Genomic DNA, 13,750 nt, shown 5'->3' with positions numbered 1-13,750 from the left:
AACCACCTTCTCGCTCTCCGTACAGCAACGGCACGTTAGTAGTATACTGATACACTTACTCATTTAGGGTCAAGCCTGTTGAAACACATTTGATTTAGCAGGGGAAAACAAATTCTGCTTATATCTCAATCATAAGGAGGAAAACACATGGGTGTTTTAAGTGGTAATCAAAAAAATGAACCTTTGCATTACGGGGAGGTTTTCGCTATTCACTCGGCTCTTGCTGGATCACAGGGATTGATTGCCGCCTACCAGGTGATGATCAATCATTCGGGGGATGGGGACCTAAGAAACTTCCTGGAGGATCTCATTGAAAACAAAATTCGACCCGAAATTGAAAAATTCCAAGAAGTTCTTAAAGCCAATGAGATTGCTCTTCCACCTGCCCCTCCAGAACGTCCTAAAGCCGATCTTGAGAGTATTCCAGTCGGAGCAAGGTTTAATGATAACGAAATAGCTTTAAAAGTAGGGGCTGAACTGGGAGCGGGACTGGTTGCTTACTCCCAAGCCATGGCTACAGCTACGCGCGAGGATATTGCCATGATGTTTGGCCAGTTCCACATGATAAAGTCACAATACCTCGGTAAATTGCTAAAACTACTCAAAAAGAAAGGATGGTTGATTCCTCCTCCCCTTCACATGAATCCTGAAGTTTAGTATACATGGAAAGCGGCTTATTTCTTTTTAAAAGAAAGTCCCTAGATTGGAACCAAATAGGCTGCCACCTAATAATTTGTAGATGAAAGAGCAACGAAGGAGGTAGCCTGTTTTTCCATGTTAAAGAACTTCAGTTTGAAGCCAAACCCGAACGACCAGACCCGGTTTACGCAAAAAAATTGCAAGAAATATTGGGAGGACAGTTCGGGGAAATAACCGTTGCCATGCAATATTTATTTCAAGGAATGGAATAGCCGCAGCAAGTCTAGATCCAAATACCGTGACCTGCTGCTAGACTCCGGAACAGAAGAACTTATTATATAGAACACCCTCAGGCGTTCGGTGAGAAACCCTATTTGCCTCCTGCCCCTCAACCAGTTCACGACACACCCCGCCCTTGTAAAAAGTAAGCTTAGTTGTTTGTTGACGAAAACACAGGGTCGAACAAGGATTCTGTATACGATGGAATGTGGAACAAAAGAAAGTGGAACTGCGAGAGGCAACTCTTGCGGGAAAAAATATATCTGAAGCCTAAAAGCAACCAGGCTTCCCCATTTTCCGATTCAGCACAATTTGAAACGAACGTACTCACACAAGTTCAGCATTTTCTTTCTGAAATGGGAGCAACAGTCGTTTACAACCAGGTCTGCCAGCAGCATAAACCATTGCTTGCAAAGAAAACTAATTCGGATGAGGATTCAAAAACAAAGGGAAAAAACGTAATATAGATCGTCAGATCCTGAATTCTATTCACCGCCGTGCAATATAATGGAGATGAAAACACACGAGCATGTATGTTTCCCCGGCCAAAGCGGGGTTTTTTATTTCATTTTTAGGATCCAACTCATTCAATCTTTCCTACCGGGGATCGAGATAACTCTAACCATCTCGAGATCAGGATAATATCCCTAATCTTAGTTCATACTATGGAAAGGTGATTATATATGTTAATTCGGTTTGGTTTTGTGGCTATGAGTATGAATGTTCTGAATTCTTCTCCGTCGAAAACCATAACAGTGAAAACATTTAAAAAAATCAGAGACAAGAATGCAGCTATACGCAAAATCATTCGCATTTCAAAAGAAAATATCCATAATACCAGGAGAATTATATATCATGCAGTGGCAAACGATATTTATTTTTATCGGTTTTCTTCCCGTCTCATCCCACTCTTAGGACATCCACTCTTGGAAGGCAAGGATTTGATCCGTGAACTGAGGAGAGAATTCAAGGATCTCGGGAACTTAATCAGGGAAAAGAGGATGAGGGTTGGTTTTCATCCAGAGCATTTTACTGTTCTCAATTCCCCGAAAAAGAATGTCGTTAAAGCATCGGTGCAGGATTTAATCCACCACGTCAAAATGCTGCGGGCAATGGGCCTTAATTCTTTTTATAAATGCAACATCCATGTGGGCGGTGTTTACGGTAACAAGGAGTCGGCGGGCCAGCGGTTTATTGATCACTTTAAACGGCTGAATCCACTCATTCAGGCATACATCTGTCTCGAAAATGATGATAGAACATTTACTGCTCGCGAAACATTAGATATTGCACAGAGAGTCGGAGTCCCCATGGTACTTGATCTCCATCACCATAAAGTGAACAATCACGGAGAGACTGTCGAAGAATTATGGCCACATATCGTGCAAACATGGGAAAAAGAAAAATTCCCCCCAAAGATTCACATCTCCAGCCCTAAAAATGATAAAGAAGTTCTCAACCACGCTGATTTTGTCAATCCCAATGACCTTCTGCCTTTTCTTCGGATTGCCCAGGCCTCTACAGACAGGTTGGATGTAATGATCGAAGCGAAAATGAAGGATGAAGCATTGTTTCGTCTAATGGATGAACTGGAAGCAATTGATGGTATTGAAAGAGTAAACCAGGCCTCTTTGAAATACTTACCATTTTAGATCGCCATATGGATAAATGCCAAAAGATCTATCCTGCTCCTGGCTAAACGTTGCCCGTTAAACACTCCTTCAAGTACCACCACTCGCACCTGTAGTCAATTCCCACTTAACCGGTATATCCGTAATGAAAGCAGACACCTGTCAGGCGTGATTGAGAAGAATAAGCTTCGTCAATCCCCGGCAAAATTTAAAAAGGAGCCCACAACTTGTTGGCAAAGGCTCGGACGGGGACGACTTGTTTCCTTTCTATTCATCATTATCTTCCAACGCGTCGATCGCCTGTTGTCTCAACACCCTTTTGAGAACTTTGCCCATGCTGTTTTTCGGAAGATCTTCGACAAAAACCACTCCCGCCACTTTATAATTGGCCAACTTTTGTTTGCAGTAATCGATTACTTGGTCTTCGGTCAGATTGGACCCGGGACGCTTGACGATGTAAGCCACAGCCAGTTCTCCCCAAACCTTATCGGGAATGCCAATGAGAGCCACTTCTTGAACTCCTTCCAGCTCTTGAATCACTGGTTCGACTTGAGCCGGATAAATATTGGTTCCTCCACAGATGATCAGGTCCTTATAGCGGTCAATCACATATAAAAATCCATCCTCATCCAGTTTTCCGGCATCTCCGGTGAACAGCCAGCCATTCCGTAACGTTTGCTCGGTGGCTTCAGGATTCTTCCAGTAGCCTTGAAAAACATGAGGTCCTCGAAAAACAATTTCTCCGACTTCACCCGCAGGCAGTTCCTGTTCCGTCTCCGGGTCGACAATTTTTATTTCTGCCTCCAGAACAGGTTTTCCAACAGAACGAACAGTGTCCCATCCCATCCGCGGTTTCCAATAGGTAATAATGGTAGAGGCTTCTGTGCAACCATAAGCTTGAACGACGGAATATCCAAATGAATGATATTGCTCAATCAGTTTTTCAGGAACTTTGGACGCTCCTGAAATGAAGAATTTCAGCGAACTCAAATCTCTTTCGGTTTTCATTACCTCTGGCAACAGGTAGATCAGCATGGTAGGGACGGCCACCATACTGTTAATTCTTTCCCTTTCCAGGGTATCCAGGATTTTGGCAGGATCGAAATCTGCCATTAAAACCATCGTCATTCCTCTCAAGATCGAGCTAAAAATGACAATCATTCCACTCGCATGAAAAATGGGAGAAGCAGCGAGATAGCGATCTCCCTCGCACCAGTCTAATGCATTCGTCGTAGACACAACACTGTAAAACCAATTTCGATGGCACGATACCACTCCCTTGGGGTTTCCCGTGGTTCCCGAAGTATAGATGATCGTTGCCGGATCCTCGGGATCAATAGGGACATCCGGTTCCATGACAGAGCTGTTGAGCAGGAGAGCTTCAAACGAGGGATGGGAATCGACTCCTGAACCGGCTAGAATCGCAGTGAAAAAAAGACCTGCTTCGCGGACGAAAGAGAGAGTCGACTCATACTCTTCATCATAGAACAGAACCTTCGGCTGGCAGTCCCTCAGAATATAATCCAATTCACCCGGGTTCAACCGCCAATTCAAAGGAACTGCTATGGCTCCCGCTTTCAAGATTGCCAACACGATCGTGGGAAAGAGATGGCTGTTTTTACATAAAATCGCCACCCGATCTCCTTTTTGCACATATTTCTCAAGTAAAACATGTGCAAGCTGGTTTGCTCGCTGGTTATACTCTTGAAAAGTATATCGCTTTTCTCCACTCACCAGGGCTTCCAATTGAGGAGAAAATCGCACGCGATGCTTCATTATGTCTGATACCGTTTTCATGATAACCTCCTCGATGTCCCGATTTCAATAATAATCTTGTATTTTAATGTAATTCTACAAAACTATTGAATTTCCTTCTGATTTTTTATGTGATAGTGAGAAAACTTTTGAGACTTTGTATCTCATTAGGAAGGTTTTGTATTGATGGCTATTTTAGGAAAAATAGAAAAATTATATTATTTTTTATGGGGATATCATAAGCCTCTGTTTCGATTCATCGAACCAAAACTAAACACTCATGATGAGCCCCTTTCCAGCCATAATATAGCAAGTATAGGAAACTTTCTTCCTGTAGCCATTTTTTTCGCCTCTCTTTTTTTACGCGAAAATATCGAATACTCCCCGGAAAAAATGGATACCCCATCAGTTATTTCAACTTGAATTAAATCGAGCATGGGAATATGAATCTCCGTGCCTTCCGCCGTTGTAAGTTGAACGATCCTGATTCGGCGGTTAGAATGAGACCTGATGGAACAAGTAACGAAAACCGACCCATCTTCCTCCGTATCCCCGGGCTGATTTTCCAAGCTGACCAGCTCGATTTATGGACGTTGTTGCAGATCGTACAAAAAGGGGAGAACCTGCTCATTCTGCCCCTCGACTTGAATTTTAATAATTATTTCACCCCCCTAAGGGCGATTCAATAAACCGGATGGAACTGAATCTATTGGCAGTAAGCAACCTGCTCATGGCTAAATTATATTGCTTTATTTTAAATTTTCTCAATCCAAGTTATGTTTTTGGACGCGGAATTGTTTGATATTTTAGTCTATTGATTATAAAGCGGATCTGGAGAGGTTGGATGATCCGACGAACAATGATCCTTCGTTCAACCCCTTCTGAAACAAATACCACTTGGGATGAAAGGACTTTCCCCTGCTTTCCACAAACGGACTTCGATTCTCCCGTCGAGAGCTTTTAAAGCGTCAGGCTGGGTGATGTACAGATAATCTCCTGCCAGTCATTTGACATCTGCGTTTCTGTTTAATGCTTCTTTCAAGTGTGGCTGAAGCAGCCGCACACCCGATTTCATGACAAAAGAGGTGAGGATGTATATGGAAGAAGCCTGCTTTATTTCCCCGATCAGTTCGTTGATCAGATGATGTGTGATCAGTTTGACTCCGCTCATTTTTTCTTTTTCACCTTCGTCATTCCTGTTATTATTTGTCGAATGGGGAAATTCTTTATTTCTGTATTCTTTAAATATAGCAAATAGGGTACGCCATTTTTGACATACCCCTCAGTACCTAAATATCTTCCATATAAAGACAGAAAAGGCGATCCAGGAATTACGCAGCCCTTGGAAAATCAAGGAGCATATCTTACTTTATAGATAGATCTGCTGCCTTTATAGCATGAATCCTGGTTGTGTCGTAAACTGGAACAGATACATCTTGTTGCCCGATAAGCATTGTTATTTCTGTACAACCTAATATGACAGCTTCAGCACCTTGTTGTATCAGGTGATCAATAATCTCCAAATATTTCTTTTTAGATTTTTCTTTAACCTGACCCAGACAAAGTTCGTTATATATAATTTCGTGAACAATTTTTCTTTCCTCATCTGCAGGAACAATAACCTTTAAACCATATACATCTTTAAGTTTCCCTTTATAGAAATCCTGTTCCATAGTAAAGTTGGTTGCAAGTAATCCTACAGTCTGAATAGAATCTTCTTTAATTTCCTCTGCAGTAGCATCAGCGATATGTTGTAGTGGAATTTTAATACTTTCTTGAACAGCTTCTGCCATCTTATGCATTGTGTTTGTACAAATTACTAAAAAATCAGCCCCTGCTTTTTCAAGCTTCCGGGCTGCATGAATCATCACATCGGTAGCTTCTTCCCATTTTCCAGCATGTTGAAATTCTTTAATTCGTTGAAAGTTAACGGAATACATCATACTTTCTGTCGAATGATGCCCTCCTAATTTTTCTTTCACCCTGTTGTATAATTTGATAGTAAATAGCAGACGATTCCCAGCTCATTCCACCTAAAAGGCCAATTACTTTCAAAATAAACCCTCCCTCTTCGCATTCTTCCGAGATTTTATTAGAATTCCCCCTCTTTTTTGATTATACTGCAAAGTGGTACCCCAGAATGTGTATCTATCCAACTTATGGTATAGGTGGCTCCCAGTTCCGTGGCGAGTTGAAAGCGATTGTCGTGTATATCAACAGCGATGATAGGCCATCCAATCGCACGGGCTGCCATCAGTGCGCTCAAGCCAGCCCAGCGTGAATCGTAATATACCAAGGTCCGTTTCAACAACGGATTGAGAGAGCTGCCGAGTCAGCCTTCCAGATTTAATGTCAGGAGGGGAATTCTGTCCGCATACTTCGCAATCAGTTGATTATTGTGCTCGTCCGCCCCATTGATATTCCCGCTTAAAAACACAGGAGGCTCAAAACCGTTTTCCGCCATTATTGTGATTGCTTCCGAAAAAATAGCGTTTAAAATGGTGGCACCGATGACGGTCGAAGTGGGGGTAAAAGGCACTTTTACCTGTTCATGAGTTAGGACGGCATCCCCGATCGGTGAGTGATTATCAATGACGATATCAACAGAATCAAATAAATGCTTTCCACTCTGATGTCTGGATGGCTGGCTGCTGGAATAGGTGATCGAAGTAATCCCGATGACGAAAACGCCTTTTTGTCTGAAATGGTTGGCTACATCGACGGGTACAGGATTTCTGCCGGAGGTAGAGAGGACAAAACAAATGTCATGTTCACGGATATCGTGATCTTTCAAGAATAACTCTGCATAGTTATTTTTTCTTTCCAGTTGAGAAGATCTGACAGCCCCTTCATGCAGCATCAAAGGTTCGTGCAAAATGGGATGGATAGGAACTAACCCCCCCGCGCGATAAAATACTTCTTCCGTCAGGATATGGGAGTGACCGCAACCAAAAAGATGGATAATCCCCCCTTTTTGGATGGCTTCTGCTACTTTTTGAGCTGCCTGTTTCATGTGATCCAGTTCGTTTTTCTCGATGACGTCAAGGAGTTCTTTCACTTTGTTTAGATAGGTTTGCAGCATATTAGAACCTCCTGTATACTTTGTAACATTCTTTTTACCTCATCCAGTCTGGTTTTCCCTGTTTCCGGGCCGTTAAGATGGAAACCCCGAATCGGAGCTGGCCCATTCCCTGATATTTGTATCGTTGTGGTCTTTGACCAGAAAATAAAAGAGCAGGAAGCGATCTATTTTATTGAGTTGTTCTATCGCGTTTTTTTGCATGTTCGATTAACCTCACACTATTCTTTATGGCTAAAGTCACTATTTTTTCGCCTTTTTCTCTGGTAGCCAGAGTCGCATCACCGAGCACAGCTGTCCGGGTAAACCTCTCCCACGGTGTGGGGGTCACATCGGCATCCGGAGGAATATCTGGAAGATCCTTGATGGCTTTTGACATATCGACAAATTCTTCAGCCAGATATAACATGATAGACGTTTCTATTTCACAGGCGTGAATATAGGTGTGATGTACCTTCTCTCCTTCTCTGACTTGATTCATCACTTCCGTCGTACCGGGGTAGAAAAATGATAACACGGTCAACCCGGGAGTGCTCTCATATAAGTGTCGCGCCGCTTCTTTTAATGCGGTAATATTTCCCAGATGGGCGCTGAGTAAAACGAATACTTTAAAACCCTGTTCATATAAGCTCTTGCCTAAATCCGTGACCAATTGGATCAAGGTTTGGTTGGAGATCGTTAAACTTCCCGGAAAGTTCTTCAAACTCCATACTTGCCCGTATGGAAGAAGCGGGAGGACAAATGCATCCACTTCTGATGCTATTTTATCGGCTAACCGTTCTGCTAAAATGTTATCTGTTCCCAGGGGCAAGTGGGGTCCGTGTGCTTCAACAGCACCGATCGGTAAAATCGCTACTTTTTTCTCCCTGATTTTTTCTTGTACTTCAAAAGAGTTTTCCAGAGAATAGTCCATTTGCAAGTCCCCTTACTTCTTAAAGGCAAAACAAACGGCAGGATTTTGAATAAAAAACTTCTTGATCAACGCCTCGCCATCCAAACCGGCTTCATTTGCTTCTTCGATAAAACGTGGAACCCATTTTGTAATGATATATTGAAGACCCAGGCCATAATCGTAATGTTTATAGTAGGATTTCCTTGCTGTATCCCCGCTGATGAGAATCTGATCTTCAAATCCCAGCTTCACTAAAGACAGGATTGCCTGTATTCGGGCACTTTCCGGAGCGTACTTAATCTTCCCTATTCCATCAAAGGATAGAAAAGCACCCGTTCTGGCGATTTGTTTGTAGTAAGTAAGATCAATGTTGCGATCCATATGTCCAAAAGATACATGCCGTAAATCCACATTTTCACTCTGTAAGATTTCAATTTGTTCCAAAGCCATCGTTCCGGCTTCTGTATGAGAATGGATGGGCGCTTTAGTTTCATGGTGAGCTCTCGCTACAGCACGAATCGTTTTTTCTTCAAGCGGAGTGATGCGATTATAACCGGTTCCAAACTTAACCTGCCCGGCTTTATATGGTGTACCTTCCAGACCTTCTTCTACTTCGGAAATAACAAAAACCGCGAGTTGGTGGATGGACTGCTTTTCAATCCATTCGTAATACGTCTCATAATTGCCGATCACTTCTTTCAAATGTGAAGGAATCTTCGCTTCCCAGAGAAAACTCTTATTAAAGCCGGCAGTTCCGATGATATGAACGCCCAATTCCTCTGAGATTTCTTTGACAGCAGGTACATTTCGTCCATAGTCCACGGCAGTTGCATCGATGATGGATTTGCCACCTGCACGCACGAAATCCCGGACATCTTTTTTCGATTTCTCTTTATCGTCTAATAAGAGATCCTCCTCCTTTTTCTCCTTCCAGTAGGGAGGCGTACAGACAATATGCTCATGAGAATAGGTAAACCCCAGTTCATCAGGAGAAATGTCTCCACGAAGTGTTCGGATAAAACCCATTGATTACACCTTCTTTTCGATATATGAAACTAAAAATGATCAGGGAGGTATTGGTCTGGCGATGAGCGGCTTGCCGCCGGATGGGAGCGGAGCCCCACAGGGACAAGCAGTTCTAAAAGCTAAAAGCTCTAACAACTTCTGTGTCGGCAAACCGGCACCTGACCCATTAGAACCGATCAAAAAATCTATATAATCAACACGTTCGGATTAAAACAATAAATGAGCTAAGAACTTCACAATCGGACCAAGGATGAACATATCACTGTCTGCCGCCCACATGGCCGTGTCGGGAATCGTGCTGCTGATCAGCATTTTCACCATGATAAATTGTCCCCAGGCCACAACGGTTGAGGTGATAAACCCGCCAAGCAACGCACCGCGGACACCACCTGTCGAATTACCAAACACCCCTGCAGTCGCACTGTGGAAGAATAATACGATCATCGTGGGAACAAAAACATAGGCAACCGTATTGCCAATGACCACGAGCCAGATGATTGCCCCGATGAAAGAACCTAAGAATCCCAGAATGACAGCATTCGGAGCATAGGGGTAAACAATCGGACAGTCTAATGCGGGTCTGGAGCCTGGAACGAGTTTGGTTGCAATCCCATTAAATGCTGGCACCATTTCCCCAATAAACATCCGAACTCCCATCAGTACGATGGCGATCCCACCCGCGAAAGTCAGGGATTGGATTATCGAGTACATGACAAAATTTTGTTCTCCCGCTTTGGCCATCAGTTCTCTGGCACCAGCAGTGTCTTTGGTCGTTAGAATCAGCGCTCCGATGAAGAAGAGAATACCCATGGTCAGTGCGGTTATTACATTGGAATCCCGGATGAACTCCAGCCCTTTGGGCAGTTTTATCTTTTCCGAGTCATTTTCCTTATTTCCTAACACTTTCCCGGCCAGGGCCGCTAATAATACGACAGAGGCAGAAGTGTGACCCAGGGCGATGTTGTCATTGCCGGTGATTTTCCGCAAGAACGGCTGAGTAAGAGCGGGTTGAAGCGTCCAGTAAAGTCCCATCATTACGGCCAGGAAAGCAACCAGTTTCACAAAAGACACTTCACCTGCCGTGTTGATTACGATCCCGGCAAAAATCGTGGTTGTCCAGAACATCATGTGCCCGGTTAAATAGATATATTTGAATCGGGTAAAACGGGCGAGAAGTACGTTAATTAAGAAACCGATCGTCATGGCCAGTGTGACTGCACTGCCAAATTTGACATTAAATTTATCCTGCCCCATGAATTGGCCCAGACTGCTTGCCTTCAGGTTAAAAACTTCTTTCCACATGGGTTCAAACACTTGTAAAGAATTTACTATGACACCAGAACCTGCACCGATAATCAAAAATCCGATAACCGCTTTAAAAGTTCCACTTGTAATTTGGCTGGCTGTCTTTTTCTGCAGCAATAACCCGAGCAATACGATAAAACCCAGTAAAAATGCCGGTACTCCAAAAATATTGGTCGCAATCCATTGAATCACTTCCATCAGTAACCCCGCTCCTTTCTCACTGGCACTTAGATATGGCTTTGCAAGGCTGTTTTAATTTCTCCAGTATCAAAATAGTTGTTGACAATGACGATCTTTGCAGTGTGACCGGCCAGTGACTGGGCTAATTCATTACTTGTAATGATGAGATCAGCAGCTAAACCGGATGCCGTTGATACATCCACATGTTCCACTTCTGCTTGAATGCCCAGTTGTTTTAAAACATTTTCTACATTCATCCGCAAAATCAGGCTGGTTCCCTGTCCCAACCCGCATACACATAAAATTTTCAACTTAGATTCCCCCTATTAACTCCTGGATAGTTTCATAGCATTTCGCTTCTCCCAGTTTCTTCACATTCTCCTGATTACTGAGCAAAGTCGATATTTTCTGCAGAAGCTCCAGGTGATCTTCACTGGAAGAAGCACCTATGGCGAAAACCAGCCTGACGGGATCATTGGCTTGATGGCCGAATTTTACAGGATTCTTCAGTTGAATCATGGATACCGATGCTTCTATCACTCCATCTTCCGGTCTGGCATGAGGAAGAGCGATATGGGGAGCAATCACAAAATAGGGTCCGTTTTTCTCAAAAGAATGAAGCATGGCTTCGATGTAGGACTCACTGGCGGTTCCTGCATTGACCAGTAATCTCCCCGCTTCCCGGATCGCCTGGACAGGACTTTCTGCCTCTACACCAAAATGAGTTAAACTTTCTTCGAGAAATCTCAATCCTGACACGTCCTTACCCCTGTATTCTCATCAAGAGAGTATTCGTCGATCAGCTGTAATATTTTTTCTTTTCTGTTCGTTTGTACCAATTTCTTCCTAACCTCAGCTTGACTCAGCATTCGATTTAATTGGGCCAGCGCTTTTAAATGAGCATGATCATCGATGTTTGCCAGAACAATAAAGAGTTTGGCTTCATGCTCCTTTTTTGAAGAAAATGAGACACTTTTTTCCAGCTTCAGTAAGCTCATACTCAGCTGGTTGACTCCATCTTCCGCCCTCGCATGGGGAATGGCAATTTGAGGAGCTAAGAGAATATAGGGTCCTCTTTTCTCTATTTGTTGTATCATGGCCTCTACATAATGTTCTGTAATGGTCCCTTCATGCAGCAAAGGTGCAGCCGCTAAACGGATGGCAGATTGCCAGTTTGCAACCTCCTTTTCCATTACCACCCGATTGTCCGTAATTAACCGATTGAGTGAAGGAGAACATTGGTTTAGATCAATGGTCTTTACCGGTGAACTGATGTATTCCTTCAATTCTTGTAACAATTTATCTTCCTGGTGAACAGTGGCATATTTTTTAATCATCTCCAGCAAAGCCTGTGCGGACCAACTGTTTTTGCGGGCTGGAAACAACGCATTCACTTTTTTATACAGCATTTCTTTTTCTGATTCATTGAGGATAGGATTCACGATCCAGACAGGCTTATTTCGTCTGCGTATGGTTGAGGTCGACAGGACAACATCAACATTGAGTTCCATCTCCTCATACTGACGGGTAGAAACCACATCGGACACTTCAAGATTGGGAAACAGATCTTCCAGTTGCTTTTGCAGAATTCTCGAAGTCCCTACTCCGTTCGGGCAGACGATTAATACTTTCTGCCTGGGTGTAACCCGGTCCCCCTGATTTATCCACCCTAAGAAATGCATCGCAATATAAGCAAGTTCTCCATCGCTAACCGGATTGCCAGTGAACCCTTCAAAGTGATGAGCCGCTCGCCTGGTAATATCAAATACATCTCCATATTTGGTTTTAATCGTTTCAGCTAATGGATTCTCTACATCGATCCCGTACTTAATGCGATAATAAGCAGGCTTTAAGTGGACCAGCAAATTATTGACCAGGCGGTCTTTTTGTTGAAATTGGATACAGGCAAAGGTTTCAAAATCATTGACCATCTGTTGAACAACAGTTTGTAAGGCAGAGCCCTGTTCATCTTCCGCATCAAATGTGTTCACTTTTGCCCCCAGTAGATGAATAGTCATGTATACGGTTTCATTTTCCGGGAAATGAATCGCCAATGCTGACTCCAACTGATTCGCGATTCCCCTTGCCGCTACATATTCTCTGGTTGCCTGCAGGACTTTTTTCTCAACGAGGTCGATCGAAACGATATGCCCTTGCACAAAGCGATTGATAAATAGAAGAAGACGGATGGATAAGCTCATTAACACATCATCCGTAAATTGCTTACCGAGGAGTTGTTCAGATTCAGTAATAATTTTATATATCTTTTGCAGGCCGTTCTCTTCGATTTGCCTGTTGATCATCTGGTTATTCAATATGAGATGAATTTGGCTTGAGATACCTTTCCAGTCATTTCTGGTGTAAAACCGCGATAAGAAATAAACAATCGCTCGACGGATATTATTTTCCTGGCCTGCAATCTGATAACCGTGTTTTCGTTCATATTTTAATTGTAAACGGTAGCGAAGAAGGTCTTCTTTCAGCTTCTTCAGATCTTCGATTGTTGTGGTTCGACTGACGTTTGTCATTTGCATCAAATCGTCAATATGATACGGCCTGTTTTGTGACAGCAAACAAATGGCAATCCACGCTTTTCTTTCTTCAACCGTATACTCGTATTCTTGAGTATTAATGGTTTTGATAAGAGATGGAATTGCTTCTTTGGTCTTCGGGTGAAGAGAGATCCCGGTGAACCGAATGCGTGAAACAGGAGGCAGGCCATGATTTTTTAACCATCCATCGATCTTTTCTAAGTCATAATAGATCGAACGCCTGGACACTTTCAGTTCTTCAACTAATTCATTTATCAACACATAAGAATTGGAATTCATCAATTTCTCGAGAATGATGGTACAGCGTTGATTTAAAAACATAGGATCCTCCATCGTTACAGTTATTTGCGCAAATTCTTTAAAATCCTGTAACTTTAATTTGAATATAACATAAGGAAACCAAAGACTTAAG

Annotated in this window: 13 protein-coding genes and 2 pseudogenes; 4 read left to right on the top strand and 11 right to left on the bottom strand. The window is 42.9% G+C overall.

Features of this window, described 5'->3' with window-relative positions; translation table 11 throughout:
• Positions 1-147: 147 nt before the first annotated feature.
• The 3 genes and pseudogenes from I8U27_RS04290 (at position 148) to uvsE (ending at position 2,570) form a co-directional block, all read left to right on the top strand.
• On the top strand, positions 148-657 hold the full coding sequence (locus I8U27_RS04290) for a DUF3231 family protein (protein WP_181750766.1): 510 nt from the start codon (positions 148-150) through the stop codon (positions 655-657).
• Positions 658-764: 107 nt separating this feature from the next.
• Positions 765-972, top strand: a pseudogene (locus I8U27_RS04285) (manganese catalase family protein); the annotation flags it as partial.
• A 629-nt stretch (positions 973-1,601) separates the two neighbouring features.
• Positions 1,602-2,570, top strand: coding sequence for a UV DNA damage repair endonuclease UvsE (gene uvsE, locus I8U27_RS04280; RefSeq protein WP_181750765.1), 969 nt, complete (start codon positions 1,602-1,604; stop codon positions 2,568-2,570).
• Positions 2,571-2,816: 246 nt separating this feature from the next.
• On the opposite strand, the gene I8U27_RS04275 is transcribed toward uvsE, so the two are convergent.
• Positions 2,817-4,346 carry a class I adenylate-forming enzyme family protein gene (locus tag I8U27_RS04275; protein ID WP_181750764.1) on the bottom strand — a complete coding sequence of 510 codons (1,530 nt, stop codon included), beginning with the start codon at positions 4,344-4,346 and terminating at the stop codon, positions 2,817-2,819.
• Between the two features lie 144 nt (positions 4,347-4,490).
• Here I8U27_RS04275 and I8U27_RS04270 point away from each other — a divergent pair, with 144 nt between their 5' ends.
• Positions 4,491-4,727, top strand: a complete 237-nt coding sequence (locus I8U27_RS04270; protein WP_181750763.1) for a hypothetical protein — start codon at positions 4,491-4,493, stop codon at positions 4,725-4,727.
• A gap of 580 nt (positions 4,728-5,307) precedes the next feature.
• On the opposite strand, the gene I8U27_RS04265 is transcribed toward I8U27_RS04270, so the two are convergent.
• From I8U27_RS04265 to I8U27_RS04225, 10 genes and pseudogenes are all read right to left on the bottom strand, one after another.
• Positions 5,308-5,475, bottom strand: coding sequence for a phospholipase D-like domain-containing protein (locus tag I8U27_RS04265; protein ID WP_181750762.1), 168 nt, complete (start codon positions 5,473-5,475; stop codon positions 5,308-5,310).
• Positions 5,476-5,668: 193 nt separating this feature from the next.
• A pseudogene (locus I8U27_RS04260) lies at positions 5,669-6,359 on the bottom strand (aspartate/glutamate racemase family protein).
• Positions 6,360-6,396: 37 nt separating this feature from the next.
• A complete protein-coding gene (locus I8U27_RS21265) occupies positions 6,397-6,570 on the bottom strand; it encodes a hypothetical protein (RefSeq protein ID WP_374057901.1) in 174 nt (57 codons plus the stop codon).
• Positions 6,571-6,636: 66 nt separating this feature from the next.
• On the bottom strand, positions 6,637-7,386 hold the full coding sequence (locus I8U27_RS04255; protein ID WP_181750761.1) for an SIS domain-containing protein: 750 nt from the start codon (positions 7,384-7,386) through the stop codon (positions 6,637-6,639).
• Between the two features lie 169 nt (positions 7,387-7,555).
• Positions 7,556-8,296 carry a creatininase family protein gene (locus I8U27_RS04250; RefSeq protein WP_181750760.1) on the bottom strand — a complete coding sequence of 247 codons (741 nt, stop codon included), beginning with the start codon at positions 8,294-8,296 and terminating at the stop codon, positions 7,556-7,558.
• A 12-nt stretch (positions 8,297-8,308) separates the two neighbouring features.
• On the bottom strand, positions 8,309-9,301 hold the full coding sequence (locus I8U27_RS04245; protein ID WP_181750759.1) for a phosphotriesterase family protein: 993 nt from the start codon (positions 9,299-9,301) through the stop codon (positions 8,309-8,311).
• A 207-nt stretch (positions 9,302-9,508) separates the two neighbouring features.
• The gene (locus tag I8U27_RS04240) at positions 9,509-10,804 is read right to left on the bottom strand and encodes a PTS ascorbate transporter subunit IIC (RefSeq protein WP_181750758.1); all 1,296 of its coding nucleotides are present in this window, start codon (positions 10,802-10,804) and stop codon (positions 9,509-9,511) included.
• A 29-nt stretch (positions 10,805-10,833) separates the two neighbouring features.
• The gene (locus I8U27_RS04235; protein WP_181750757.1) at positions 10,834-11,097 is read right to left on the bottom strand and encodes a PTS sugar transporter subunit IIB; all 264 of its coding nucleotides are present in this window, start codon (positions 11,095-11,097) and stop codon (positions 10,834-10,836) included.
• A gap of 1 nt (position 11,098) precedes the next feature.
• On the bottom strand, positions 11,099-11,536 hold the full coding sequence (locus I8U27_RS04230) for a PTS sugar transporter subunit IIA (protein ID WP_181750821.1): 438 nt from the start codon (positions 11,534-11,536) through the stop codon (positions 11,099-11,101).
• Positions 11,533-13,659 (bottom strand): BglG family transcription antiterminator, encoded by a 2,127-nt coding sequence (locus I8U27_RS04225; protein ID WP_181750756.1) that lies wholly within the window; start codon positions 13,657-13,659, stop codon positions 11,533-11,535. The genes I8U27_RS04230 and I8U27_RS04225 overlap by 4 nt, the downstream gene beginning before the upstream one ends.
• Positions 13,660-13,750 lie beyond the last annotated feature (91 nt).

The organism is Paenactinomyces guangxiensis, assembly GCF_016055185.1.
Taxonomy (GTDB): Bacteria; Bacillota; Bacilli; order Thermoactinomycetales; family Thermoactinomycetaceae; genus Paenactinomyces; species Paenactinomyces guangxiensis.
This window is presented reverse-complemented; position numbering and strand designations above follow the sequence as displayed.